Source organism: Pseudomonas sp. SK, from assembly GCF_012975065.1.
GTDB classification, from domain to species: Bacteria; Pseudomonadota; Gammaproteobacteria; order Pseudomonadales; family Pseudomonadaceae; genus Aquipseudomonas; species Aquipseudomonas anuradhapurensis.
The window spans coordinates 901,704-926,887 of the sequence record NZ_CP051857.1; the positions used below are offsets into that span (position 1 = coordinate 901,704).

Genomic DNA, 25,184 nt, shown 5'->3' on the forward strand with positions numbered 1-25,184 from the left:
CGTGGCCTTGTGTCGCGATGGGCTGCGCAGCAGCCCCGCCTTGCGGGTTACCCGACCCAGCCACTGGCCTTCATCGCCGAGTAGACGGCCACGATCGCCAGCACGAAGAACGCTGTCGCTGCCAGGCGACGAATCAGCGTCAGCGGCAGTTTGTCTGCTGCGAAGTTGCCTGCCAGGACCACCGGTACGTTGGCAATCAGCATGCCCAGGGTGGTGCCGATGATGACCATGATCAGGTGCGGATACTGAGCCGCCAGCATCACCGTGGCGACCTGGGTCTTGTCCCCGATTTCCGCCAGGAAGAACGCGATCAGCGTGGTCAGGAACGGCCCGAAGCGGCGTGCCGGGCTCTCGTCGTCATCCATCTTGTCCGGCACCAGGGTCCACAGCGCCGTGGCGGTAAAGCTCGCGGCCAGCACCCAGTGCAACGCCGCAGCGCTGAAGAAACTGCCGACCCATGCCCCCACGGCACCGGCCGCAGCATGGTTGGCCAGGGTTGCCGCGATGATGCCAGCGATGATCGGCCATGGCTTGCGGAAGCGGGCCGCGAGAATGAGCGCGAGCAGTTGCGTCTTGTCGCCAATTTCGGCGAGCGCAACGATTGCGGTGGGGACCAACAGAGATTCCAGCATCAGGATTCCTACGGGGGCGGGTCGACACGGCTATGACACGTACAGCCTCCCCGCCCCGGGTAAGGTGTGCGTGTCATAGGTCTTGTCAAACCCTGGATCCGTCTATGCGGATCTCGCCATGCAGCCTGCATGGTGGGTCGCACGCGCCATGGCCTGTGGGCCAAGTATGTTGACGCGTACCGGGCGAGCTGGGCGCTCGCGGGAGACTACTCCCCTAGGACGGTGCGGATTCTGCCTAGGCAAAACGCTTTCGGCAAGCGCTGTTTTTATCCGTGTGTTGCCTGGTAGATGCGGAAGCCATCGGCTTCGTCGCGCACCCGGCAGTTGCCCAGCGCGCCTTCGATGAGCGGCTGGTAGCGCAGGAAGCTGTTGGCCACCAGGCGCATTTCGCCACCTTTTCGCAGATGAATTGCCGATTTTTTCAGCAAGTTTTCCGATGCCTGGTAGTTGGTGTGGACCCCGGTGTGGAATGGCGGGTTGCTCAGGATCAGGCTCAGTTCGGTAGGGGCCGCGTCGATGCCGTCGCCGCTGATCACTTCGCCTTCCAGGCCGTTGGCCGCCAAGGTCAGGCGGCTGGCGGCCACGGCGAAGGCATCCACGTCGAGCAGGGTCACGCGGCTTTGCGGATAACGGCGTTTCACCGTGGCGCCGAGCACCCCGGCGCCGCAGCCGAAGTCCAGCACATGCCCGCTTGGCAGGCCATCGAGGTGCTTGAGCAGCAGGGCTGTACCGCGATCGAGGCGACCATGGCTGAACACCCCGGGCAGGCTGACCACGTGCAACGGGCCGTCTTCCAGGGCGAGTTCGAAGCGTTCGGCCAGGCTTTCCAGGGGTTTGGCTTCTGGTGCCTGGTCGATGCTCACTTGCCACAGCTGGCAATGGCGGGCGCTGTCGAGTTTGCGTGGTTTGCCGAACGCCTGCAGCTGCCTGGCTGCGCCTTCGATGCCGCCACGTTTCTCGCCGACCAGGTACAGCTCGCGGCCGCCCAGGCGCGCGGCCAGGGCATTGAGCAGGTAGGCTGCCAGCTCGCGGGACTTGGGCAGGAACAGCACGGCACTGTCGAACGCCACCTGTGGCGGCTCGACCCCGTAGTGGCTGCGGCCGGCGTAACGGCTTTCGAGGATGCCCTGATCGCCGGCATGCCAGGTCCAGGCCTGGGCCTGGGGCAACTGGCCGAGCAGGCCGTCGGCGGGGGCACCGGCGAGCAGCAGCGGCCCCTGGAACAGCTCTGCCTGGCGGAGCAACACTTCACTGCGCGGGTCCATGGACGACGCCTCCTGAAAAAGTGGCGCAGTGTAGCAGAGCCGGGCGCCGCGCTCAGCTGACCACGCGGCGCGGCTGCCCGGCGAAGAAGGCCTGGGCGTTCTCGCTCAGCTGGCCGACGATGCGCTGGCGCGACTCCACTGCGCCCCAGGCGCTGTGCGGGGTGATGATCAGGCGCGGAATGCCGGGTTCAAGCAACGGATTGCCGTTGACCGGCGGCTCCACGCTCAGCACGTCGGTGGCGACGCCGCCGAGGTGGCCGCTGCGCAGGGCGTCGGCCAGCGCCTGCTCGTCGATCAGGCCACCGCGAGCGGTGTTGACCACCAGTGCATTGGGCTTGAGCATCGCCAGTTCGCGGGCCCCGAGCATGTGCCGGGTGTGCTCGTTCAGCGGGCAGTGCAGGCTCAGGGCGTCGACCTGTGGCAGCAGCTCGTCCAGCGGCAGCCGGTCGGGGCGTTCCGGGCGGCCGGGGATCTGCCCGCTCAGTACGCGCATGCCAAAGGCTTCGGCCAGCCGCGCCACCGCGCCGCCCAGCTCGCCGTGGCCGAGCAGGCCGAGGGTCTTGCCTTCCAGTTCGACGATAGGGAAGTCCAGCAGGCAAAACTGGCTGGCCTCGGCCCAGCGGCCGGCGGCTACTGCCTGGTTGTAGTCGCACAGGCGGGTGGCCAGGGCCAGCAGCAGGGCGAGGGTGTGCTGGGCCACAGAGGGGGTGCCGTAGCCCTGGCAGTTGCAGACGGTGATGCCCTGGGCACGGGCCGCCGCCAGGTCGACATTGTTGGTGCCGGTGGCGGCAATCAGGATCAGCTTCAGCTGCGGATTGGCGACTAGCGTCGCGGCGTCGAGCACGACCTTGTTGCTGATTACCGCCACCGCGCCCTGCAGGCGTTCGGCGACCTGGTCCGGGCGGGTTGCGGCGTAGAGCTCGAATTCGTCGAACTGCTGCTTCAGGGGCGAGAGGTCGAGGTCGCCCAGGTCCAGGGACTGGTGATCGAGAAACACGGCGCGACGCGGGCTGGGCATGAGATTCTCCGGGGCAAGGCGGGATTCGGTGTGGCCATTCGCGGGCAAGCCCGCTGCCACTGGTGTGCACCATGCTGGAAACCAGTGGTGTTGTTGTGGGAGCGGGCTTGCCCGCGAAGAGGCCCTCAGCTTCACCACACGGCCTGAAGCTGCCGCCGCAGTGTCTAGCTCAACCTTGTCAGTCGTCAACGTCTCCACTCATACCTTTGGCACGCAAATCATTCCTTCGGCTGATTTGGCCGTCACATTGGCGGACTACAGTAGTTGCCAGAGTTGTCCGGCCCGCCTTTTCCAGAAAGGGATACCCATGTTGCAGACCCGCATCATCAAGCCCGCCGAGGGCGCCTACGCCTACCCGCTGCTGATCAAACGCCTGCTGATGTCTGGCAGCCGCTATGAAAAGACCCGTGAAATCGTCTACCGCGACCAGTTGCGGCTGACCTATCCACAGCTCAACGAGCGCATTGCGCGCCTGGCCAACGTGCTGACCGAGGCGGGCGTGAAGGCGGGTGACACCGTGGCCGTGATGGACTGGGACAGCCACCGCTACCTGGAATGCATGTTCGCCATCCCGATGATCGGTGCGGTGGTGCACACCATCAACGTGCGCCTGTCGCCCGAGCAGATCCTCTACACCATGAACCACGCCGAAGACCGCGTGGTGCTGGTCAACAGCGACTTCGTCGGCCTGTACCAGGCCATTGCCGGGCAATTGACCACTGTCGACAAAACCCTGCTGCTGACCGATGGCCCGGACAAGACCGCCGAGCTGCCCGGGCTGGTCGGCGAATACGAGCAACTGCTGGCCGCCGCCAGCCCGCACTACGCCTTCCCCGATTTCGACGAAGATTCGGTGGCCACCACCTTCTACACCACCGGCACCACCGGTAACCCCAAGGGTGTGTACTTCACTCACCGGCAACTGGTGCTGCATACCCTGGCCGAAGCTTCGGTGACCGGCAGCATCGACAGCGTGCGGTTGATGGGCAGCGACGACGTGTACATGCCGATCACCCCGATGTTCCACGTGCACGCCTGGGGCATCCCCTACGTTGCCACCATGCTCGGCATGAAGCAGGTGTACCCGGGGCGCTACGAGCCGGAGATGCTGGTCAAGCTGTGGCGCGAGGAAAAGGTCACGTTCTCCCATTGCGTGCCGACCATCCTGCAGATGCTGCTCAACTGCCCGACCGCCCAAGGGCAGAGTTTTGGCGGCTGGAAGATCATCATCGGCGGCAGCGCGCTCAACCGTTCGCTGTACCAGGCCGCCCTGGCGCGCGGCATCCAGCTGACTGCGGCGTATGGCATGTCGGAAACCTGCCCGCTGATTTCCGCCGCCCACCTGAACGACGAGCTGCAGGCCGGCAGCGACGATGAGCGCGTCACCTACCGCATCAAGGCCGGCGTGCCGGTACCGTTGGTGGAAGCGGCGATCGTCGATGGTGACGGCAACTTCCTGCCTGCCGACGGCGAAACCCAGGGCGAGCTGGTGTTGCGTGCACCTTGGCTGACCCTGGGCTATTTCAAGGAGCCGGAGAAGAGCGAGGAGCTGTGGCAGGGGGGCTGGCTGCACACCGGTGATGTCGCCACCCTGGACGGCATGGGCTACATCGATATCCGCGACCGCATCAAGGATGTGATCAAGACCGGTGGCGAGTGGATTTCCTCGCTTGATCTGGAGGACCTGGTCAGCCGCCACCCGGCGGTGCGCGAAGTGGCCGTGGTGGGGGTGGCCGACCCGCAATGGGGCGAGCGCCCGTTTGCCCTGCTGGTGGTGCGCGAAGGCCAGGCCATCGACGCCAAGGCACTCAAGGAGCACCTCAAGCCCTTTGTCGAGCAAGGGCATATCAACAAATGGGCGATTCCAAGCCAGATCGCCATTGTTACTGAAATTCCCAAGACCAGCGTCGGCAAGCTCGACAAGAAACGCATCCGCCAGGACATCGTCCAGTGGCAGGCCAGCAACAGCGCCTTCCTTTCCACCCTGTAACCGCCCTGCGGGTCGCCTTGCACAGCATGCGACCCGCATTCTAGAGCGCTCCAACCTTGCCAAACGGCAAAAATACGCCATCCTTTAGCACTGTCAGCGCGCCACCGACAGCACACGGCAGCGCGTTGGCAGCACGGAGCGCAAATCACACTTTAGAGGGATCAAGCGCCTGTGCCTTGCTGGCTATAGTCGGGGCCAGGGGATTTTCAGGAATGGGGGTGGCGACATGCGCAAGCCATGTCGTCGCGGGCGCAAGCCTGCAAACCGGTCGCTCGGGCCGTTCTTGAAAGGACTCACTGCCATAACAAAAAAAGTACATGGAGTAGCGTCGATGAAATCTGCAAACCCGTTCTGGCGCCGGGCCAAGTTGCCCTTGGCCGTCAGCCTTGCTTCCACGCTCGCAAGTCCTGCTTTCGCTGTCAGTTTCAACATTGGTGAAATCGAAGGCCAGTTCGACTCGTCGCTCTCCATCGGCGCCAGCTGGTCGACGGCCAACCCCAACAAGAACCTGATCGGGGTGAACAACGGCGGCAAGGGCCTGTCGCAGACATCGGACGATGGCCACCTGAACTTCAAGAAGGGCGAAACCTTCTCCAAGATCTTCAAGGGCATCCATGACCTGGAGCTCAAGTACGGCGACACTGGCGTATTCGTGCGGGGCAAGTACTGGTACGACTTCGAACTGAAAGACGAAGGCCGCGAATTCAAGGACATCAGCGACTCCAACCGCAAGGAGGGGGCCAAGTCGTCCGGCGCCGAGCTGCTCGATGCCTTCGTCTACCACAACTATTCCATCGGCGATCAGCCAGGCTCGGTACGCCTGGGCAAGCAGGTGGTGAGCTGGGGTGAAAGTACCTTCATCGGTGGCGGCATCAACTCGATCAACCCGATCGACGTGTCGGCGTTCCGCCGCCCGGGGGCCGAGATCAAGGAAGGCCTGATTCCGGTCAACATGTTCTACGTTTCGCAGAGCCTGACCGACAACCTGTCGGCCGAGGCCTTCTACCAGATCGAGTGGGACCAGACGGTCGTCGACAACTGCGGCACCTTCTTCTCCCAGCCGGACATCATTGCCGACGGCTGTACCGACAACCTGCGCGTGCTGGCCAGCGGCCGTGTCCTAGGCCAGCAGCCACCTCTCGTCCAGGGCTTGCTCGCGTCCAGTGGTGTCGATTACAACGATGAGGGCGTGCTGGTGCGCCGTGGCGCAGACCGTGATGCGCGCGACAGTGGCCAGTTCGGCTTCGCGTTCCGCTATATGTTCGAGCCGCTGGACACCGAGTTCGGTGCCTACTTCATGAACTATCACAGCCGCGCACCGATCTTCAGTGCCACCGGCGCTTCAAAGGCTGTGTTCGATCGCGTCGCTGCGCTGCCAGCCGCATTGCGTCCCCTTATCGTGGCGGGTAATTCGCAGTATTTCGTCGAATATCCAGAAGACATTCGCCTCTATGGCTTGAGCTTCTCCACCACGCTACCGACCGGTACTGCGTGGAGCGGCGAACTCAGCTACCGCCCCAACGCACCTGTGCAACTCAACACCACCGACATCCTGTTTGCTGGTGTGACGCCGCTGCCCGGTTACGGAGATGCCTCCGTTTTGCAAGGTACAGCAGGGCAGGACCTGCACGGCTATCGTCGCAAGGAAGTTACCCAATTCCAGACAACCTTCACCCACTTCTTCGACCAGGTCATGGGCGCGAGCCGTCTGACGTTGGTAGGCGAAGTCGGCGTAACCCATGTCGGGGGGCTGGAGAGCACCAGCAAGGCACGTTATGGCCGCGACCCGGTATATGGGCCTGGGGAACTGCCTGGCGGCATGTGTACAGCGCTCAATGGTACTACCATCGGCGGTTCCGGCCTGGGGAGTTCCACTGCCAATCTGTCGCGCAACTGCAACAGTGATGGTTTCACCACCAGCACCTCCTGGGGATACCGGGCCCGAGCCATCTGGGACTACAACGATGTATTCGCTGGGGTGAACCTCAAGCCGAGCGTAGCCTGGTCGCACGACGTCGATGGCTACTCGCCGGGCCCGGGCGCCAACTTCGAGGAAGGCCGCAAGGCGGTCAGCCTGGGCCTCGACGCCGAGTACCAGAACACCTACACGGCAAGCCTGTCGTACACCAACTTCTTCGATGGCGAGTACACCACCGTGGATGACCGTGACTTCGTCGCGCTCAGCTTCGGTGTGAACTTCTAAGCACACAGATCCAGGACGACACGACATGAACAAGACCAGAAGTCTGCTGCAGGCCGGTGTACTGGGCCTGTCCCTGCTGGCCACCAGCGTCATGGCTGCGGTATCCGCCGACGAGGCAGCCAAGCTGGGCAGTACCCTGACCCCGATGGGGGCCGAAAAGGCCGGTAACGCCGATGGCTCGATCGGCCCATGGGAGCCGCTGGCGAAGAGCGCCGGCAGCGCCGACGGCAAGGGCTTCCTGTCCGACCCGTACGGCAGTGAAAAACCGCTGTTCACCATCACCGCGCAGAATGCCGAGCAGTACAAGGACAAGCTGTCGCCGGGCCAGCTGGCCATGCTCAAGCGCTACCCGGACACCTTCAAGCTTCCGGTATACAAGACCCATCGCGGTGCCACGGTACCGGCCGACGTGTTCGCCGCCATCAAGGAAAACGCCACCAAGACCACCCTGGTCGAAGGCGGCAACGGCCTGAGCAACTTCCGCACCGCCGTGCCGTTCCCGGTCCCGAAAAGCGGCCTGGAAGTGATCTGGAACCATATCACCCGCTACCGCGGCGGCAGCGTCAGCCGCCTGGTGACCCAGGCCACGCCGCAGCAGAACGGGTCTTTCAACCCTGTGTACTTTTCCGACCAGTTCGTCTTCCGCGACAAGATGAAGGACTACGACCCGAACAACCCGGGCAACATCCTGTTCTACTTCAAGCAGGAAGTGACCGCGCCTGCGCGCCTGGCCGGTACCGTGCTGCTGGTACACGAAACCCTCGACCAGGTGAAGGAACCGCGCAAGGCGTGGATCTACAACGCTGGCCAGCGCCGCGTGCGCCAGGCCCCGCAAGTGTCGTATGACGGCCCGGGTACCGCCGCCGACGGCCTGCGCACCTCGGACAACCTGGACATGTTCAACGGCGCCCCGGACCGCTATGACTGGAAGCTCGAAGGCAAGAAGGAGCTGTACATCGCTTCCAACGCCTTCAAGCTCGACGACCCCAAGCTCAAGTACACCGACATCATCAAGGCCGGCCACATCAACCAGGACCTGACCCGTTACGAGTTGCGCCGTGTGTGGCACGTGGTCGCCACCTTGAAGCCGGGCCAGCGGCACATCTACGCCAAGCGTGATTTCTACATCGACGAAGACACCTGGCAGGCAGCGGTGATCGACCAGTATGACGGCCGTGGCCAGCTGTGGCGGGTGTCCGAGGCACATGCCCAGCCGTACTACAACGTGGAAGTGCCGTGGTACACCCTGGAGGCGATCTACGACCTGCAGTCGGGCCGTTACCTGGCCCTGGGCATGAAGAACGAAGAGAAGCGCGCCTACGACTTCGGCTTCAGCGCCAGCAAGGCGGATTTCCAGCCTGCGGCACTGCGCCAGTCGGGCATTCGCTAGGTTGTGCAGCCCCAGAACGCCCCGGCTTGCCGGGGCGTTTCCATTTGCCTGTTCCGGGCGCTTCGCGGGTAAGCCCGCTGCTACCGGGATAGCGCAGTTCAGGTGGCAGCGGGTTTACCCGCGAAGCGCCCGGAACAGCCGATAAACCTGCTGAATATCTCTCCAAACCCCCGCTCCAGCTCCTGTCCATCAGCCTTGTTGCTTTTTGTCGTAGTCTTTTCCGGCCCGGTGGCGCCCATCATCTTCAAATACGCAGCGTTACCCGCTAGTCTCGCAGGCATCCATATCGCCGTAGTCTTCCAACCAGAACGAGCCGGCCATGACAGATCTGTCCCGTACGCATGGATTCACCAGCCAGGCCCTGGGCCTGCTGGACGGGCGTTTCTTCCGGCCGCCCTTGCCGGACGGCCATGTCCCGCGCCTGCGCCTGTGCCAGCGGCTGCAGGCCGGCCTCGGCGGGCGGCTGCTGCTGGTCAACGCCCCCGCGGGGTTCGGCAAAAGCTCGCTGGCCATCGAATTTTGCGAAGCGCTACCCGAACACTGGCGCAGCCTGTGGCTGGGCCTGAGCCAGCGCGATGCCGACCCTGGCCGCTTCCTCGAGCGCCTGCTCGAAGGCCTGCAGCAGTATTGCCCGGCGCTGGGCGGCCAGGCCATGGGCCTGCTGAAAATGCGCCAGCGCCACCAGCCGTTCGCCTTCGAGGAATGGCTCGATGGCCTGCTCGACGAGCTGGCGCAGTACCTGCAAACCGATACGCCGCTGTTGCTGGTGCTGGATGACTATCACCTGGCCCAAGGGCCGGTGCTCGACCGTTGCCTGCAGTTCTTTCTCAATCACCTGCCGCCCGGCCTGGTGCTGCTGGTCACCAGCCGCCAGCGCCCGGACTGGCACCTGGCGCGCCTGCGCCTGTCGCGTCAGCTGGTCGAACTCAATGAGCAGGACCTGCGGCTGACCGCCGAAGAGTCACTGGCGGTGATCGGCCGCCAACCCACCGGCCTGCGTGGCCAGGCGCTGGACAACCTGATCCAGCGCAGCGACGGCTGGGTGGCCGGGTTGCGCTTCTGGCAGCTGGCGGCCAGCGAGTCCGCTGACGAGCAGGCCTTGCCCCAGGCTTTGCATGGCGGCGAAGGCTTGATCCGCGATTACCTGCTGGAAGAAGTCATCGACAGGCTACCGGCCGACGTGCAGGCCTTCCTCTACGACACCGCCTGCCAGGAACGCTTCTGCGCCCCGTTGTGCGATGCCGTGCGTGGTCGCCACGACAGTGCCGCGATCCTGCGCTTCCTGCAGGCGCACCAGGTGTTCCTGGTACCGCTGGACGAGCATGGCCACTGGTTTCGCTACCACCACCTGTTCTCCGACCTGTTGCGCAGCCGCCAGGCCAGCCAGCCGCTGGCAGCGCTGCAGTTGCGCGCCTGCCGCTGGTTCGAAAGCCAGGGCCTGCTGGACGAGGCGGTGGAACAAGCCCTGCGTGCCGGCCACCTGGATGTCGCCGCCAACCTGGTGCAGAGCTTGTCCGAGGAACAATTGCTGGCCGAACAGAACGTCGGCATGTTGCTGCGCTGGAAGATGGACCTGCCCGACAGCCTGCTGATCAGCACGCCGCGGCTGATCGTGCTGTACAGCTGGGCGTTGGGCCTGGCCTGCCAACTGGACGCGGCCGAGGAGCTGGCAGGCTACCTCAGCCGCTTCCTGCCGGCGCCTTCGGCGACCGCGCAAAAGTCCATGCTGGCGCAGTGGCTGGCGCTCAGCGGTGTGATCGCCCGTGGCCGTGGCGACCGCGAACGCACCCTGGCCTATTGCAGTGAAGCGCTGCAAAGCCTACCGAACAAGCGTTATGGCCAGCGCCTGGTGTGCCTGTCGACATTGTCCAACCTGGCGATTGCCGATGGCGACTTCTGGCGCGCGCGGGGCTGGAACCGCGAGGCCCTGGAGCTGGCGCAGCGGGTCGGCAACCCGTTGTTCGAGGCCCTGGCCCATTACGACCGCGCACGCGTTTTGCACGCGCGTGGCGAGGTGCTGCGGGCACTGGACGAAGTGCGCCAGGGGCTGCAACGCCTGCAAGGGCTCTCGGCGCAGCGCCTGTATGCCGTGCGCGCGCGCCTGACCTTGTACGAAGGCTACCTGCTGGTCTCGCGCCTGCAACCGGCCCAGGGCCGTGCCCGCTTGCGTGCGGGGCTGGGCGAGGCACGGGCGTGCCGTGACATCAGCGTGCTCATCGGCCACTGCGTGATTGCCACCCTGGATGGCCGCGAAGGGCATTTTGCCGAGGCCTTTGCCGAACTGGCCGAGGCCGAGCGGCTGATGCACATCTGGGACGTCCCGCCGGTCTACTACCTGGCCATGATCACCCTGGTCAAATGCGAGTTGTGGCTGGCCCAGGGGCGCATGGACCTGGCCGAATCCTGGCTGCTGCGCCTGGGCCAGACCTATGGCGGCGAACACCCGGCGGCGGCGCCGGAATTCCACCCGTTGCTGCCGCTGCACATCGCCTTGCAACAGGCGCTGCTGGAACGCACCCAGTCGCGTGGCGACGCTGCGGAGCAACGCCTGGCCGGCCTGGTCGAGCGCGGCCAGGCCAGTGGCGGCATGCTGCTGGCCGTCAACGCCCTGTGCCAGTGGCTTGCCTTGTTGTTGGGCGAAGGCCGGGAAGGGCAGGCCGCCCAGTTGCTGCCCAGGCTGCTGGAAGCTGCCCGTGGCGGCGTGCTGCAACCGTTTCAGCCGTTGCTGGAGCAGCACCCGCAGTGGCTTCACGAGCACTTGCAGGCAAGCGCCGCTTGCCCGGTGCAGGCCGAGCTGCTCAAGCGCCTGCCGCAGATGCCCTGCAGCGGCAGCGGCGAAGCGCTGAGCGGCCGTGAGCTGGCGGTGCTGGAGCTGATTGCCCAAGGCTGTTCCAACCAGCAGATTAGCGAGCGGCTGTTCATTTCCCTGCACACGGTAAAAACCCACGCCAGCCATATCAACAGCAAGCTGGGGGTAGAGCGGCGTACCCAGGCGGTGGCCAAGGCCAAAACCCTGGGGCTGCTGGCCTGAAGCTGGCTGCGCAGGGCATTGCCCGCTAGCGTCATGACCGAGGCCAGGGCTGCTGGCCGCCAACGAGCTACCCTCATCTTTCCCGACCCGCTGCCGATACAGCTAGCGGTGGCATCGCTTCGCGCGATTTTTCAATTATTCCAAGGCAGGCCGTGTTGATGCTGCAGTACGGGCAAAAGAGCTTTCTGATCGTCGACGACTTTACCGACTTTCGCACGTCGACCCGGTCCATGCTGCGCGAGCTGGGTGTGCGTGACGTGGACACCGCCGACAGCGGCGAGCAGGCGCTGCGCATGTGCGCGCAGAAGCGTTATGACGTGATCCTGCAGGACTTCCACCTGGGCGACGGCAAGAAGAATGGCCAGCAGGTGCTCGAAGACCTGATCCTCGACAAGCACATCAGCCATGAGTGCATATTCATCATGGTCACGGCCGAGAGCAGCCAGGCCATTGTCCTCAGCGCCATCGAGCACGAGCCCGATGCCTACCTGACCAAGCCGTTCAACCGGGTTGGCCTGGCCCAGCGCGTCGAGAAGCTGTACCAGCGCAAGAACCTGCTGAAGCCGATCCTGCAGGCCCTGGACCGCGATCGCCCGGCCGAAGTGCTGGCTGCCTGCGCCGAGCTGTGCAAGCGCGACCCGCGCCTGGCGCCGCTGTGCCTGCGCTATCGGGCCGATGCCCTGCGCAATCTCAATCGCTTCGAGGAACTGGAGAAATTCCTCAAGGCCATTCTCGCCAGCCGCCCGCAGCCGTGGGTGTACGCGGCCCTGGGCAGCCTGATGCACAAGCGTGGCCAGAATGCCCAGGCCCAGGGGGTGTACGAGCAGGCGCTCAAGGCCTTCCCGATCATGCCAAGCCTGTACGATGGCATGGCCGAGGTGCTGGTGGCCCAGGGCGAAACCAGGCGTGCGCAGAGCATGCTCGAAGAAGCCGTGCGGCTGTCACCGTTGTCGGTGCGCCGGCAGTCGACGCTGGGCAAGCTGGCATTGGAAAACGACGACTTCGAGAGCGCCTCGAAGGCGTTTCGCCATGCGGTGAACCAGGGCCAGAGCTCGCGCTACAAGGACCCCGAGAACAACCTTGGCCTGGTGCAGTCGCTGATGAACAAGAATTCCGGTTTTGGCCTGGATGCACGCACCCGGGTCGAGATCAACGCCACGCTCAGCGAGGTGGCCAAGGACAACCCCGAGGACCAGGGGTTGCAGGTGCGCGCGCGCATGATGAAGGCCGCCAGCCTGCAGCAGGCCGGCGACCCGGAAACCGCAGCCAAACTGACCGAGCAGGCTATCCAGCGCCTGGACAAGATGAACCAGTTCTTCTCGGTCGATTCGGCCCTGACCGTCGCCGCACAGTTGCAGGCCATGGGCCAGGAAGCCGCCGCCGCCGGTGTGCTGAAGGGCTGTGTGGAAAGCTACGGCGATGACCCCAAGGTCATGGAAAAGGTGGGCAAGCTGACCAGCGACCCGGGCGTGCTCAATGCCATTACCGAAGCCGTCAGCCTCAATCGCCAAGGCGTGCGCAGTTACCAGGAGGGGCAGCTTGGCGAGGCGTTGCAGCTGTTCCGCAAGGCGTTGGGCTTGCAGCCGAAAAACATCAGTATCGCCCTGAACACCGCCCAGGCGCTGCTGCGCATCGGCGGTGAGAACCCCCAGCCAGCGATCATGCAGGAATGCCGCGACGCACTGACCAGCGTGGCCGGCATCCCCGCCAGCGACAACCGTTACGACCGTTACCGCAAATTGCACATTCGGGTGTTCGGCGCATGAATCAAGACAATCAAGGGCTGGATTTTTCCACGGTGATCGCCTCCACCGTGCATGACCTGAAGAATTCCCTGTCGGCGCTGATCCAGGCCCACAACCAGTGGATGGAGCGCTTGCCCGAAGAACTGCGCGGTGGTACCGAGCAGGGGGTGATGGAACATGAGTTTCGCCACCTCAACGGCATGCTGGTGCAGCTGTTGGGGTTGTACAAACTAGGCGTCAACCAGCTGCCGGTGTGCCCGGACTACCACGAGCTGGACGACTTCATCGAAGCCCAATTGGCCGCCCACGAGGAAGTGCTCAGGCACAAGGACATCCTCGCCACCTGGCGCGTCGACACCGACAACCCACTGGGCTTCTTCGACCGCGAGCTGGTGGCCTCGGTGGTCGCCAACGTCATCACCAACGCCACTCGCTTTGCCGCGCATGCCTTGCTGATCACCATCGAGGAAGCCGACAACCAGCTGGCCATCTGCGTCAACGATGACGGGCCAGGTTATCCACAGCGCATGCTCGAACGCCAGGAAGAATTCATCCAGGGCATCGATTCGACCAGCGGCAGTACCGGCCTTGGCCTTTACTTTGCCGCACGCATCGCGGCGTTACATGAAAGCGGCGGGGTGCGCGGGCGCATCGAGATCGCCAATGGCGGGGCGCTCGGCGGCGGGCTGTTCAAACTGTTCTTGCCTTGAAACTGGCAGGGTTTGCATTTCGGACGGGCACGCATGCAAACTCTTCCGATCAACCAGCTGCCGTATTCCCCCATGCATAGTCCATCGCCAGCGCTTATTCGCGAAACCTTCCCCGTAGGCCCCTTGCAATGCAATTGCACCCTGATTGGCGACCCGCTGAGCAAGAAGGCCATCGTCGTCGACCCGGGCGGTGACCCGGAGAAGATCCTGGCCCGCCTGCAGGCCCATGGCCTGACGCTGGTGAGCATCATCCATACCCACGCGCACTTCGATCACTTCCTGGCCTCTGGCAAGCTCAAGGCGCTGACCGGTGCCACCCTGCACCTGCACAAGGACGACCAGGCGTTGTGGGACAACCTGGAGATGCAGTGCCAGATGTTCGGCGTGCCGTATACCCCGGTACCCGCGCCAGACCGCTGGCTGAATGACGACGAAGAGCTGGCCTGCGGCTACGGCGTGGCCCTGCATACCCCAGGCCACACGCCGGGCTCGATGAGTTTCTGGTTTGCCGATGCCAAGCTGCTGATCGCCGGCGACACCTTGTTCCGTCGCGGTATTGGCCGCACCGATTTGTGGGGCGGCGACCAGCGGGCTATCGTGCGTTCTATCAGGGAGCGGCTGTACCGGCTGGATGAAGAGGCCATCGTGGTGACCGGCCATGGGCCTGATACCCGGCTGGGTGACGAGATGCGCGAAAACCCCTTCGTGCGGGCCTGATGGCACATGAAGGCACTTTCACGGAATTTTTCGTTGCCTGCGCAATCCAAGGCTGGCATAGATCCGTTTGCGATCTCTCGCATTCATGAATTCAGTAGGAGCTTGTCCATGTTCACCATGCGTCGTCTGATTATCGTCGCAACCGCCGCTGCCCTGATGACCGGCTGTGCCGGCCAGAACCCGTATGACAGCCAGGGTCAGGCGCAGGGCTCCACAGGGATGAGCAAGACCGCCAAGTACGGTGGCCTGGGCGCGCTGGCCGGCGCTATTGCCGGTGCCGCCATCGACCACAACAACCGCGGCAAGGGTGCGCTGATCGGCGCCGCCGCCGTGGGGGCCGCCGCCGCCGGTTATGGCTACTACGCCGACAAGCAGGAAGCCGAGCTGCGCGCGCAAATGGCCAACACCGGCGTGGAAGTGCAGCGCCAGGGTGACCAGATCAAGCTGATCATGCCGGGCAACATCACCTTCGCCACCGACTCCGCGAATATCGCGCCAAGCTTCTATTCGCCGCTGAACAACCTGGCCAACTCGTTCAAGCAGTTCAACCAGAACACCATCGAGGTGGTCGGCTTCACCGACAGCACCGGCAGCCGCCAGCACAACATGGACCTGTCCCAGCGTCGCGCGCAGGCAGTCAGCACCTACCTGACTTCGCAGGGTGTCGACGCCTCGCGGATCTCGGTACGTGGCATGGGCCCGGATCAGCCGATCGCCAGCAACGCCGATGCCAATGGCCGTGCGCAGAACCGTCGGGTGGAGGTGAACCTGAAGCCGATTCCGGGTCAGCAGTATGACCAGCAAGGCCAGGTTCAGCAGTATCCCTGACTGACCCTTGGGGCCGCTTTGCGGCCCATCACGACACAAGGCCGCTGCTGCAGGTAACCCCTGCAGCAGCGGCCTTGTGTCGTGATGGCTGCAAAGCAGCCCCGGTTTCTAGCCCGTCACGCTGGCCTGAATGGCGGTAAGGGCGATGGTATGCACGATATCGTCCACCTGGGCGCCACGCGGCAAGTCGTTCACTGGCTTGCGCAGCCCCTGCAGCATGGGCCCCAGGCTGACCCCGTCGGTGCTGCGCTGCACCGCCTTGTGCGTGGTGTTGCCAGTATTCAGGTCGGGGAACACGAACACCGTGGCACGCCCGGCCACCGGGCTGCCCGGCGCCAGTTCACGGGCAATCGCCGGGTTGGCCGCTGCGTCATATTGCAACGGCCCGTCGATCAGCAGCTCGTGTGCCGCGTCCTGCGCCAGGCGGGTCGCTTCGCGCACTTTCTCGACTTCTTCATCGCTGGCCGAATCGCTTGAATAGCTGATCATCGCCACCCGCGGCGCGATACCGAAGGCCTGCGCCGATTCGGCGCTCTGCCGGGCGATTTCGGCCAGTTCGGCAGCGCTCGGGTGCGGGTTCATCACGCAATCGCCGTATACCAGCACCTGTTCGGGGAACAACATGAAGAACACCGACGACACCAGGCTCGAGCCCGGTGCAGTCTTGATCAGCTGCAGGGCCGGGCGGATGGTGTTGGCGGTCGAGTGCACCAGGCCCGATACCAGGCCATCCACTTCATCCAGCGCCAGCATCATGGTTCCGATCACTACCGGGTCTTCCAGCTGCTGCTCGGCCATTGGCGCGTTGAGGTTCTTGCTCTTGCGCAGCTCGACCATCGGCTCCACGTAGCGCCCGCGAATCAGTTCCGGGTCAAGAACTTCCAGGCCCGGTGGCAGGGTGATGCCCTGCGCGCGGGCCACCGCGTCGACATCCTCGGGCTTGGCCAGCAGCACGCAGCGGGCGATGCCACGGGCCTGGCAGATGGCCGCAGCTTGTACCAGCAGTGGCTCGGCGCCTTCCGGCAGGACGATGCGCTTGTTGGCCTGCTGCGCCCGCTGGATCAGCTGGTAGCGGAACACCGCCGGCGACAGGCGCAGTTCGCGCGGGGTACCGCAACGCTGGTGCAACCAGGCGGCGTCGAGGTGGCTGGCGACGAAGTCGGTGATGAATTCGGCGCGCTCGCGGTCGTCCACCGGGATTTCCCGGTTCAGCGAGTTGAGCTGGTTGGCGGTGTCGTACGAGCCGGTACTGACCGACAGGATCGGCAGGCCGGCCTGCAGGGCGCCACGGCACAAGCCGAGGATGCGCGCGTCAGGCTTGCTGTCGCTGGTCAGCAGCAGGCCGGCCAGCGGTACGCCGTTGATCGCCGCGAGGCTGACGGCGAGGATGATGTCGTCGCGGTCGCCCGGGGTGACTACCAGGGTGCCCGAGGTCAGCAGCGGCACCGTGTTGGCCACCGTGCGTGCGCAGATGATGATCTTGCTCATGCGCCGCTGCTCGTAGTCGCCGGCGTTGAGCACCTGGGCGCCGAGCAGTTCGGCCACGTCGCGGGTACGCGGGGCGTTCAGTTCCGGCTGGTAGGGGATGCAGCCGAGCAGGCGGAAGTCATTGCCGCGCAGCAGCGGCGAGTGCTCACGCAGGCGGGCGGAGAATTCCGCCATGCTCTCGTCGGTGCGCACTTTGTTGAGGATCACCCCGAGCACTTTCGGGTCGCGCGGGCCACCGAACAGCTGCGCCTGCAGTTCGACCCGGCCAGACAGCTCGCTGAGCACTTCGTTTTCTGGCGCCGAGACCAGGATCACCTCGGCATCCAGGCTCTTGGCCAGGTGCAGGTTGACCCGCGCCGCATAGCTGGCGTGGCGGGTAGGCACCATGCCCTCGACCACCACCACGTCGTTGCCGATGCAGGCCTGCTGGTACAGGCGGATGATTTCTTCGAGCAGTTCGTCCAGCTGGCCTTCGCCGAGCATGCGCTCGACGTGGGCCAGGCTCAGCGGTACCGGGGGCTTGATGCCGTGGGTGCGGGCGACCAGTTCGGTGGAGCGCTCGGGGCCGGTGTCGCCCGGGTGCGGCTGGGCGATCGGCTTGAAGAAGCCGACCTTCAGGCCGGCGCGCTCCAGGGTGCGCACCAGGCCCAGGCTGATGGAGGTCAGGCCGACACCGAAGTCGGTCGGCGCAATGAAAAATGTCTGCATGCGTGCTTCTCGAAATAAGCGGTGCAAGAAATTAGCGGCCAAGGGTAGCGCTATCGGCCCCCTGTGCGCACCAGCCGCAAGCGAAAGGCTGGCCGATGCGCTGCGCGCGCTGGGCCGGGTCCAGCACCCACGGGCGCGCCTGCCACGGCGGCTGGTGGCGCAGATGCTGGGTATGGCCGCAGGACAGTTCGACCACCCAGTGGCCTTGTTCGTCCTGGTGAAAGCCGATGATCCGACTGATGGGCCGCTGCTCATCCGCAGTGCGGTCGCAATCGGACGATGGCTTGGTTACACTTGTCCGCTCTACATTCTTTTGCAAAAGGTCTTGCCCCATGCTGATCGCCGCCAACAAGGCTGTCTCCATCGACTATACCCTGACCAACGACGCCGGGGAGACCATCGACAGCTCCGCCGGTGGCGCGCCGCTGGTTTACCTGCACGGTGCCGGCAACATCATCCCGGGCCTGGAAAAAGCCCTGGAAGGCAAGCAGGCCGGTGACGAGCTGAACGTTTCCGTCGAGCCGGAAGACGCCTACGGTGAATACCTGGCCGAGCTGGTCAGCACCCTGAACCGCAGCCTGTTCGAAGGCGTCGACGAGCTGGAAGTGGGCATGCAGTTCCACGCTTCGGCGCCGGACGGCCAGATGCAGATCGTCACCATCCGCGACATCGACGGCGACGACATCACTGTCGACGGCAACCACCCGCTGGCCGGCCAGCGCCTGACCTTCCAGGTCAAGGTAGTCAACGTGCGTGACGCCAGCGATGAAGAAATCGCTCACCGTCACATCCACGGTGAAGGTGGCCATCACCACTGATTTTCTGCGCTAAGCTCAGAAAGTCGCCAGGCGCTCGGGCAAGCCGACTTGCCTTCCTTCGGGAGGTGGACGGCTTGGCCGGGCGCCTTTTTAGTGGGTGGAATTCGCCTGCGCGGCAACCGGCAACCTGAGAGGGATTCATCATGAGTGCATTTCACGACCTGAAACTGGACGCGCTGAACGGCGGGGAGCTGCCTCTCGCCCCCTTCAAGGGCCAAGTGGTGCTGGTGGTCAACGTAGCTTCCAAGTGCGGCCTGACGCCACAATACAAGGCCTTGGAAAACCTCTACCAGGACTACAAGGACAAGGGCTTCAATGTGCTTGGCCTGCCGTGCAACCAGTTTGCCGGCCAGGAGCCGGGCAGTGAAAAGGAAATCCAGGAGTTCTGCAGCCTCAATTACGGGGTGAGCTTCCCGCTGGGCGCCAAGCTGGAAGTCAACGGGCCACATCGCCATTCGCTGTATCGCCTGCTGGCGGGCGAGGGCGCCGAGTTCCCCGGTGACATCACCTGGAACTTCGAGAAATTCCTTGTCGGCAAGGACGGGCGGGTGCTGGCGCGTTTTTCGCCGCGCACGGCACCGGATGATCCGGCGGTGGTGCAGGCAATCGAGAAAGCCTTGGCCTGAAGCGCCTGACGCGATGTATGCAGGGCGGCTTGTGTCGCGACCGGGCCGCAAGGTGGCACCGGATATCAGCATTGCCACACTATCGAGGGGCTGCTCTGCAGCCCGGTCGCGACACCAGGCCGCTCCTACACAGATCGCGTGGAACCCAGCCTCGAAGCTGCACTCGCAGCCTGGTTCCGGGCTGCATGGAGATACCCCTCGAACTGCTCGACAATCGCCGGCCAGCCCTGGCGGCTGGCATGCTGCCGTGCATTCAGGCGCACCCGGCGCAAGGTTTCCGCTTCTTCCAGCAGCCAGCAGGCGGCATCGACAAATGCCGCCTGGTCGCCCGGCATGGCCAGTGCACCGCTGTGCCCGTGGCGAATATGCTGCGCTGCGGCCGCCTCGTCATAGGCGACTACCGCCAACCCCGAAGCCATGGCTTCGAGCACCACATTGCCAAAGGTCTCGGTCAGGCTCGGGAACAGGAACAGGTCACCGCTGGCATAGTGCTTGGCCAGCACCTCGCCGCGCTGGGCGCCGCAGAACACGGCATCGGGCAACTGCTGGGCGAGGGTGCTGCGCTGCGGGCCATCACCGACCACGATCAGGCGCAGGCGCTTTTGCGGATAAGCCTTGTGCAACGCATCAAGGCATGGGCGCAGTAAGCTCAGGTTCTTTTCCACTGCCAGCCTGCCGACGTGCAGTACGGCGATATCGTCCGGGCCAAGCCCCCAGCTGTCGCGCAATGCCTGGCTGCGGCGTGCCGGATTGAACAGGCCGGCATCGACCCCCCTTGCCAGCAGTGCCAGGCGTTCGAAACCACGGCGTTCAAGTTCCAGGCGCTGGCTGAGGCTGGGTACCAGGGTGGTGGCCGTGCGCCGATGGAACCAGCGCAGGTAATGGGTGAGCAAGCGCGTCAGCAGGCCCAGCCCGTACTGGCCGGAATACTGCGGGAAATTGGTGTGAAAACCGCTGACCACGGCCACCCCAAGGCGCCGCGCGGCGCGCAGGGCGCTGAGCCCCAGCGGCCCCTCGGTGGCGATGTACAACACATCCGGGCGCTGCCGACGCCAGCGACGCAACAGCTTGTGCATCGACACCTCGCCCCACTGCAAACCCGGGTAGCCGGGCAGTGGCCAGCCACGGCACAGCACCAAGGCCGGGTCGTTGTGCAGTGGCCCTTCACCGGCCTGGCGCGGGCGCACCACCTCGACCATGTGGCCGCGTTGGCACAAGCCTTCGCTGAGCCGGCCAAGGGTGTTGGCCACGCCATTGATTTCGGGTGGGAAGGTTTCGCTGACCAGCGTGATACGTAGCGCGGGTGTGTTCATGACAAAAAGTTTCCGCCCCCTGAGTTGCGCCGATGTGACGGCGTTGTGACGGATGCATGACGCCTGATCGCTGACGTTCCGGGTTTGTGAAATTTTCCTTGCAAGGCACTCAAGAAGCTGTGGCCGGCAGCCGATGCAGAAGCATTCGACGACCTGATGCGCTCCAGGAGAGCGGTGATGTTCAACAACAAGCTCAAGCAAGAAATCCGGCAACTGCGTGAAGACCTGATGTCCATCGAACAGGTCAAGAGCAGCCTCGACAGCGAGATGCTGGTACTGCAACTGGACCCTCAGGGGCGGATCGAGATGGTCAACGGCAACTTCGAGAGCGAGATGCTCTACCGTGCCGAACAACTGCTTGGTCGCAACATCGAGGAAATCGTCCCTGCGCACGTGAAGTCACTGGACTTCTACCAGCGCATGAAAAGTGCGATCAGCCGCGGTGAGCACCTGAACGGCGCCTTCCGTCTGCTGCGCGGCAATGGCCAGGAAGCCTGGCTGCGGTCGATCCTGCAACCGGTCAAGGACAGCCAGGGGCGCATCAAGTACTTCACCCTGCACTCCAGCGACCTGACGCGTACCATCGAGACCTCTCGGGAGCACGAGAGCCTGATCAAGGCATTGATGCGTTCCACTGCGGTGATCGAATTTTCCCTCGACGGCACCATTCTCACCGCCAATGATCGGTTCTTGTCCGCGCTCGGCTATCGCCTGGAACAGATCCGTGGCAAGCATCACCGCATGTTCTGCGAGCCGGAGGAGGTCAACTCGGCGGGCTACCAGGCGTTCTGGGACAAGCTGCGCCGTGGCGAATACGTTGCCGACCGCTTCAAGCGTATCGATGCCCACGGCCGGGTGGTCTGGCTGGAGGCTTCGTACAACCCGATCTTCGACGCCCATGACGTACTGTACAAGGTGGTCAAGTTCGCCACCGTGATCACCGACCAGGTGAACCAGGAGCAGGCCGTGGCCGAGGCGGCGGACGTGGCGTTCAACACCTCGCTGGGCACCGATGCCAGTGCCCGCAAGGCGACCGATGTGGTGACCCAGACGGTCAGCGTGATGCGTGGGCTGGAAGCCTCGATGCAAGAAGCCGCCGAGGGCATCCAGGCGCTGGACACCCAGTCGCGGGTGATCGGCTCGATCATCAAGACCATCAGCGACATCGCCGGGCAGACCAACCTGCTGGCGCTCAACGCGGCCATCGAAGCGGCCCGCGCTGGCGAGCAGGGCCGTGGCTTTGCCGTGGTGGCTGATGAAGTACGGCAACTGGCCTCGCGCACCAGCACCGCCACCGAGGAAATCGCCCGGGTGGTGCAGCAGAACGAGCAGCTGGCCCAGGCGGCGGTGGCCATCATCGACACCAGCAAGCGCCAGGCCGAGCAGGGGCTGGCGCTGGCCGATGAGACGGGCGAGGTGATTGTCGAGATCCAGGACGGGGCGAAGCGCGTAGTGGATGTGGTGGGGCAGTTTTCCAGCCGGTTGGGGCAGTGAAACCCAAGCCGGACCTGGTTCCTGTAGAAGCGGCGCGGTATCGCGACAGGCCGCAACACGGCCCCGGCATTGCAGCGCTGAGGCATACAATCGACTGGGGCCGCTGTGCGGCCCTATCGCGACACAAGGCCGCTCCTGCCGGGAATGCGTACAGCCTTGGCGTCAGTTGCGCTCCCGCACCCAGAACAACGTGGCGCCGGCCACCGCTGCCGGCATCATCAGCACGTTCACCAGCGGTATCATCAGCGCCAGGTAGGTGATGCCGCCAAAGCCCAGCGACTGCCAGCGCTTCTGGCGCAGCCAGGCGAGCATGTCCTGCCAGCTCATCTTGTTGTTGTCTGCCGGGTAGTCGATGTACTGGATGGCCATCATCCAGACCCCGAAGATCAGCCACAGCGGCGCAGCCACCACGTTGACCACCGGGACCAGCGACAGGATGAACAGGCCGATGGCCCGTGGCAGGAAGTAGCCCAGCTTGCGCATTTCGCGGCTGAAGGTACGTGGCACCATGGCCACCAGCTCGGCCCAGCTGAAGGCCGGGAAGGTGTCTTCGCCACGCAGCACCACCTCGACCTTTTCCGCCAGGAAGCCATTGAACGGTGCGGCAATGATGTTGGCCACCAGGGTGAAGGTGAAGAACACCATCAGCACCACCAGGGCGACGAACAGCGGCCAGAGGATGTAGGTGAGGAAGCTCAGCCAGCTCGGCAGGGTGGGCATCAGGGCATCCACCCACAGGCTGAACTGGTGGCCGGCGAAGTAGATCAGGCCACCGAACAGCAGCAGGTTGACCGCCAGCGGCAGCAGCACGAACAACCGCAGGTTGGGGCTCAGCACCAGTTTCAGGCCTTCGCGCAGGTACTGGGGGCCAGACAGGACAGGGGCTTGCATCGGGAGACTCCGCAGAGAAGGTAAACGCGCTGACCTTACCGAGTTTGCCGCGCCGACGAAAGGCGGCCAGCGGCAGGGAAACGGGGTGTAACAAAAGCGCCAGCCCATGGCTATCCGAACAAATCGATGGATAGGCGATGCCTATGAGGTGGATTGTCTAAGGATATTTCCTTAATCTTTGCCACCTCGCTACAGTGCGTTCAACTTTCCGCTTTTCGGGCCTGCGCGTTGTAGCCTTCCCCAAGTGCTGCGTGGGTCCCTTTTAAATTCCAGCTGGCGCAGCCGGTGCACACGATGCCGGCCCGTGCGGCCCGCTCGACAGGAGTTCGACATGTCTGAAGTACGTCATTCGCGCGTCATCATTCTCGGTTCCGGCCCTGCCGGTTACAGTGCCGCGGTGTACGCCGCCCGCGCCAACCTCAAGCCGCTGCTGATTACCGGCATGCAGGCCGGCGGCCAGCTGACCACCACCACCGAAGTCGACAACTGGCCGGGCGACCCCCATGGCCTGACCGGCCCGGCGCTGATGCAGCGCATGCAGGAGCACGCCGAGCGTTTCGAAACCGAAATCGTCTTCGACCACATCAATGCCGTCGACCTGGCCAACAAGCCCTTCACCCTGCAGGGTGACAGTGGCAAGTACACCTGCGATGCGCTGATCATCGCCACGGGTGCCAGCGCCCGCTACCTCGGCCTGCCGTCCGAAGAAGCGTTCATGGGCAAAGGTGTCTCGGCCTGCGCCACCTGCGACGGCTTCTTCTACCGCAACAAGCCGGTTGCCGTGGTCGGCGGCGGCAACACTGCCGTTGAAGAGGCGCTGTACCTGGCCAACATCGCCAGCAAGGTTACCCTGGTGCACCGTCGCGATACCTTCCGCGCCGAGAAGATCCTGGTCGACAAGCTGCACGCTCGTGTCGCCGAAGGCAAGATCGAGCTCAAGCTCAACGCCACCCTTGATGAAGTACTGGGCGACAACATGGGTGTCACCGGTGCGCGCCTGAAGAACAACGACGGCAGCAGCGACGAAATCAAGGTCGACGGCGTGTTCATCGCCATCGGCCACACCCCGAACACCTCGCTGTTCGAAGGCCAGCTGACCCTGAAGGACGGCTACCTGGTGGTCAACGGTGGCCGTGAAGGCAACGCCACCGCCACCAACGTCGAGGGCGTGTTCGCCGCCGGTGACGTGGCTGACCACGTTTACCGTCAGGCCATCACCTCGGCCGGTGCCGGTTGCATGGCGGCACTGGACGTCGAGCGTTACCTGGACGGTCTGGCCAACGCCTCGTTCTGATCCGGGAATGCCAGGGCCGCTTTGCGGCCCATCGCGACACAAGGCCATTGCAACAGAATGGCTACGCCCCAGATGTCGCATGAAAAAACCGGCCAGAGGCCGGTTTTTTCATGCCTGCAATTCGATTACAGGCTCAGTCGCATCGACAGGTCCACGGCCTTCACATCCTTGGTCATGGCACCAATCGAGATGTAGTCCACCCCGGTCTCGGCAATCACGCGCAAGGTCTGTTCGTTGACCCCGCCGCTGGCCTCGAGCTTGGCCTTGCCGGCGGTAATGCGCACCGCTTCGCGCATTTCCTCCAGGTTCAGCTCGTCGAGCATGATGATATCCGCACCGGCGGCCAGCGCCTGGCGCAGTTCGTCCAGGCTTTCCACTTCGATTTCCACCGGTTTGCCCGGTGCAATACGGTGCGCGGCTGCCACTGCCTCGGCCACGCCGCCACTGGCTGCAATGTGGTTTTCCTTGATCAGGAAGGCATCGTACAAGCCAATGCGGTGGTTGTCGCAGCCGCCACAGGTCACTGCGTACTTCTGCGCCAGGCGCAGGCCGGGCAAGGTCTTGCGGGTGTCCAGCAGGCGTACCTGGGTGCCTTGCACCAGGTCGGCGAGAAAGCGTGCACGGGTGGCCACACCCGACAGCAACTGCAGGAAGTTCAGCGCACTGCGTTCACCGCTGAGCAGCGAGCGTGCCGGGCCTTCCAGGTGGAACAACGCCTGGTTGGCCGTGGCGCGTTCCCCGTCGGCCACCTGCCAGTGCACCGCCACCCGCGGGTCGAGTTGGCGAAACACCGCATCGACCCAGGCGGTGCCGGCAATCACGCAGTCTTCGCGGGTGATGATGGTCGCCTTGGCCAGGCGCTCGGCCGGGATCAACTGCGCGGTTATATCGCCACTGCCGATGTCCTCCAACAGCGCGCGGCGCACGTTGGCTTCGATTTCAGCGGTCAGATCGGCGAGGCGTAGGTTCGGCATGGTCGGCTCCACAAGCTAGATGCCCGCGATTATAGGGCAGGGGGCCGGT

At 64.3% G+C, this 25,184-nt stretch carries 19 protein-coding genes, 2 pseudogenes and 1 riboswitch; of the genes and pseudogenes, 13 read left to right on the forward strand and 8 right to left on the reverse strand.

Annotated features, from left to right (window positions below):
- Window positions 1-47: 47 nt before the first annotated feature.
- From HG549_RS04145 to HG549_RS04155, 3 genes are all read right to left on the reverse strand, one after another.
- Window positions 48-629 (reverse strand): TMEM165/GDT1 family protein, encoded by a 582-nt coding sequence (locus HG549_RS04145; protein WP_170034036.1) that lies wholly within the window; start codon window positions 627-629, stop codon window positions 48-50.
- A 91-nt stretch (window positions 630-720) separates the two neighbouring features.
- Window positions 721-859, reverse strand: a riboswitch (yybP-ykoY riboswitch).
- A gap of 39 nt (window positions 860-898) precedes the next feature.
- Window positions 899-1,897, reverse strand: coding sequence for a class I SAM-dependent methyltransferase (locus tag HG549_RS04150; RefSeq protein ID WP_170028279.1), 999 nt, complete (start codon window positions 1,895-1,897; stop codon window positions 899-901).
- A 52-nt stretch (window positions 1,898-1,949) separates the two neighbouring features.
- Window positions 1,950-2,915: a 2-hydroxyacid dehydrogenase gene (locus HG549_RS04155; RefSeq protein ID WP_170028280.1), complete on the reverse strand. Its 966-nt coding sequence runs from the start codon at window positions 2,913-2,915 to the stop codon at window positions 1,950-1,952.
- Between the two features lie 307 nt (window positions 2,916-3,222).
- On the opposite strand from HG549_RS04155, the gene HG549_RS04160 reads away from it, so the two are divergent.
- The 8 genes from HG549_RS04160 (at window position 3,223) to HG549_RS04195 (ending at window position 15,529) form a co-directional block, all read left to right on the forward strand.
- Window positions 3,223-4,905, forward strand: coding sequence for a fatty acid--CoA ligase (locus HG549_RS04160; protein ID WP_170028281.1), 1,683 nt, complete (start codon window positions 3,223-3,225; stop codon window positions 4,903-4,905).
- A gap of 331 nt (window positions 4,906-5,236) precedes the next feature.
- Entirely contained in the window at window positions 5,237-7,108 is a 1,872-nt protein-coding gene (locus HG549_RS04165) for a DUF1302 domain-containing protein (RefSeq protein ID WP_170028282.1), read from the forward strand.
- 25 nt (window positions 7,109-7,133) lie between these two features.
- The gene (locus HG549_RS04170) at window positions 7,134-8,498 is read left to right on the forward strand and encodes a DUF1329 domain-containing protein (RefSeq protein ID WP_170028283.1); all 1,365 of its coding nucleotides are present in this window, start codon (window positions 7,134-7,136) and stop codon (window positions 8,496-8,498) included.
- Between the two features lie 319 nt (window positions 8,499-8,817).
- Window positions 8,818-11,529, forward strand: a complete 2,712-nt coding sequence (locus HG549_RS04175; protein WP_170028284.1) for a LuxR C-terminal-related transcriptional regulator — start codon at window positions 8,818-8,820, stop codon at window positions 11,527-11,529.
- A 158-nt stretch (window positions 11,530-11,687) separates the two neighbouring features.
- Complete coding sequence (locus tag HG549_RS04180; protein WP_170028285.1) at window positions 11,688-13,295, forward strand: response regulator; 1,608 nt, start codon at window positions 11,688-11,690, stop codon at window positions 13,293-13,295.
- Entirely contained in the window at window positions 13,292-13,984 is a 693-nt protein-coding gene (locus HG549_RS04185) for a sensor histidine kinase KdpD (RefSeq protein WP_170028286.1), read from the forward strand. The genes HG549_RS04180 and HG549_RS04185 overlap by 4 nt, the downstream gene beginning before the upstream one ends.
- A 72-nt stretch (window positions 13,985-14,056) precedes the next feature.
- Complete coding sequence (locus tag HG549_RS04190) at window positions 14,057-14,701, forward strand: MBL fold metallo-hydrolase (protein ID WP_170034038.1); 645 nt, start codon at window positions 14,057-14,059, stop codon at window positions 14,699-14,701.
- Between the two features lie 108 nt (window positions 14,702-14,809).
- Window positions 14,810-15,529 carry an OmpA family protein gene (locus HG549_RS04195; RefSeq protein ID WP_170028287.1) on the forward strand — a complete coding sequence of 240 codons (720 nt, stop codon included), beginning with the start codon at window positions 14,810-14,812 and terminating at the stop codon, window positions 15,527-15,529.
- 108 nt (window positions 15,530-15,637) lie between these two features.
- On the opposite strand, the gene pta is transcribed toward HG549_RS04195, so the two are convergent.
- Both pta and HG549_RS04205 read right to left on the reverse strand, forming a co-directional pair.
- Window positions 15,638-17,725 carry a phosphate acetyltransferase gene (gene pta / locus HG549_RS04200; protein WP_170028288.1) on the reverse strand — a complete coding sequence of 696 codons (2,088 nt, stop codon included), beginning with the start codon at window positions 17,723-17,725 and terminating at the stop codon, window positions 15,638-15,640.
- Between the two features lie 31 nt (window positions 17,726-17,756).
- Entirely contained in the window at window positions 17,757-18,059 is a 303-nt protein-coding gene (locus HG549_RS04205) for a DUF3565 domain-containing protein (protein WP_170034040.1), read from the reverse strand.
- Between HG549_RS04205 and HG549_RS04210 the strand changes: the two genes are divergently transcribed.
- Together HG549_RS04210 and HG549_RS04215 are read left to right on the forward strand one after the other, a co-directional pair.
- The gene (locus HG549_RS04210) at window positions 18,058-18,543 is read left to right on the forward strand and encodes a peptidylprolyl isomerase (protein WP_170028289.1); all 486 of its coding nucleotides are present in this window, start codon (window positions 18,058-18,060) and stop codon (window positions 18,541-18,543) included. The two genes, HG549_RS04205 and HG549_RS04210, sit on opposite strands and share 2 nt — an antisense overlap.
- Before the next feature lie 143 nt (window positions 18,544-18,686).
- Window positions 18,687-19,169 (forward strand): glutathione peroxidase, encoded by a 483-nt coding sequence (locus tag HG549_RS04215; RefSeq protein ID WP_170028290.1) that lies wholly within the window; start codon window positions 18,687-18,689, stop codon window positions 19,167-19,169.
- A 125-nt stretch (window positions 19,170-19,294) separates the two neighbouring features.
- On the opposite strand, the gene HG549_RS04220 is transcribed toward HG549_RS04215, so the two are convergent.
- The gene (locus HG549_RS04220; RefSeq protein ID WP_170028291.1) at window positions 19,295-20,482 is read right to left on the reverse strand and encodes a glycosyltransferase family 1 protein; all 1,188 of its coding nucleotides are present in this window, start codon (window positions 20,480-20,482) and stop codon (window positions 19,295-19,297) included.
- 306 nt (window positions 20,483-20,788) lie between these two features.
- Here HG549_RS04220 and HG549_RS26195 point away from each other — a divergent pair.
- A pseudogene (locus HG549_RS26195) lies at window positions 20,789-21,388 on the forward strand (PAS domain-containing protein); the annotation flags it as partial.
- A gap of 171 nt (window positions 21,389-21,559) precedes the next feature.
- Window positions 21,560-21,976: pseudogene (locus tag HG549_RS26200) on the forward strand (methyl-accepting chemotaxis protein); the annotation flags it as partial.
- Window positions 21,977-22,138: 162 nt separating this feature from the next.
- Here the strand turns inward: HG549_RS26200 and cysZ are convergent.
- Window positions 22,139-22,867 (reverse strand): sulfate transporter CysZ, encoded by a 729-nt coding sequence (gene cysZ, locus HG549_RS04230; protein WP_170028293.1) that lies wholly within the window; start codon window positions 22,865-22,867, stop codon window positions 22,139-22,141.
- A gap of 331 nt (window positions 22,868-23,198) precedes the next feature.
- Between cysZ and trxB the strand changes: the two genes are divergently transcribed.
- The gene (gene trxB, locus HG549_RS04235) at window positions 23,199-24,161 is read left to right on the forward strand and encodes a thioredoxin-disulfide reductase (RefSeq protein WP_170028294.1); all 963 of its coding nucleotides are present in this window, start codon (window positions 23,199-23,201) and stop codon (window positions 24,159-24,161) included.
- Between the two features lie 125 nt (window positions 24,162-24,286).
- Here the strand turns inward: trxB and nadC are convergent, their stop codons facing one another.
- Window positions 24,287-25,135: a carboxylating nicotinate-nucleotide diphosphorylase gene (nadC, locus tag HG549_RS04240; RefSeq protein WP_170028295.1), complete on the reverse strand. Its 849-nt coding sequence runs from the start codon at window positions 25,133-25,135 to the stop codon at window positions 24,287-24,289.
- Window positions 25,136-25,184 lie beyond the last annotated feature (49 nt).

Bases quoted from the DNA above. Each gene is read 5' to 3' on its own strand.
- HG549_RS04150 (WP_170028279.1), bottom strand. From the start codon at position 1,897: ATGGACCCGCGCAGTGAAGTGTTGCTCCGCCAGGCAGAGCTGTTCCAG.
- HG549_RS04155 (WP_170028280.1), bottom strand. From the start codon at position 2,915: ATGCCCAGCCCGCGTCGCGCCGTGTTTCTCGATCACCAGTCCCTGGAC.
- HG549_RS04160 (WP_170028281.1), top strand. From the start codon at position 3,223: ATGTTGCAGACCCGCATCATCAAGCCCGCCGAGGGCGCCTACGCCTAC.
- HG549_RS04165 (WP_170028282.1), top strand. From the start codon at position 5,237: ATGAAATCTGCAAACCCGTTCTGGCGCCGGGCCAAGTTGCCCTTGGCC.
- HG549_RS04170 (WP_170028283.1), top strand. From the start codon at position 7,134: ATGAACAAGACCAGAAGTCTGCTGCAGGCCGGTGTACTGGGCCTGTCC.
- HG549_RS04175 (WP_170028284.1), top strand. From the start codon at position 8,818: ATGACAGATCTGTCCCGTACGCATGGATTCACCAGCCAGGCCCTGGGC.
- HG549_RS04180 (WP_170028285.1), top strand. From the start codon at position 11,688: ATGCTGCAGTACGGGCAAAAGAGCTTTCTGATCGTCGACGACTTTACC.
- HG549_RS04185 (WP_170028286.1), top strand. From the start codon at position 13,292: ATGAATCAAGACAATCAAGGGCTGGATTTTTCCACGGTGATCGCCTCC.
- HG549_RS04190 (WP_170034038.1), top strand. From the start codon at position 14,057: ATGCATAGTCCATCGCCAGCGCTTATTCGCGAAACCTTCCCCGTAGGC.
- HG549_RS04195 (WP_170028287.1), top strand. From the start codon at position 14,810: ATGTTCACCATGCGTCGTCTGATTATCGTCGCAACCGCCGCTGCCCTG.
- pta (WP_170028288.1), bottom strand. From the start codon at position 17,725: ATGCAGACATTTTTCATTGCGCCGACCGACTTCGGTGTCGGCCTGACC.
- HG549_RS04210 (WP_170028289.1), top strand. From the start codon at position 18,058: ATGCTGATCGCCGCCAACAAGGCTGTCTCCATCGACTATACCCTGACC.
- HG549_RS04205 (WP_170034040.1), bottom strand. From the start codon at position 18,059: ATGGGGCAAGACCTTTTGCAAAAGAATGTAGAGCGGACAAGTGTAACC.
- HG549_RS04215 (WP_170028290.1), top strand. From the start codon at position 18,687: ATGAGTGCATTTCACGACCTGAAACTGGACGCGCTGAACGGCGGGGAG.
- HG549_RS04220 (WP_170028291.1), bottom strand. From the start codon at position 20,482: ATGAACACACCCGCGCTACGTATCACGCTGGTCAGCGAAACCTTCCCA.
- cysZ (WP_170028293.1), bottom strand. From the start codon at position 22,867: ATGCAAGCCCCTGTCCTGTCTGGCCCCCAGTACCTGCGCGAAGGCCTG.
- trxB (WP_170028294.1), top strand. From the start codon at position 23,199: ATGTCTGAAGTACGTCATTCGCGCGTCATCATTCTCGGTTCCGGCCCT.
- nadC (WP_170028295.1), bottom strand. From the start codon at position 25,135: ATGCCGAACCTACGCCTCGCCGATCTGACCGCTGAAATCGAAGCCAAC.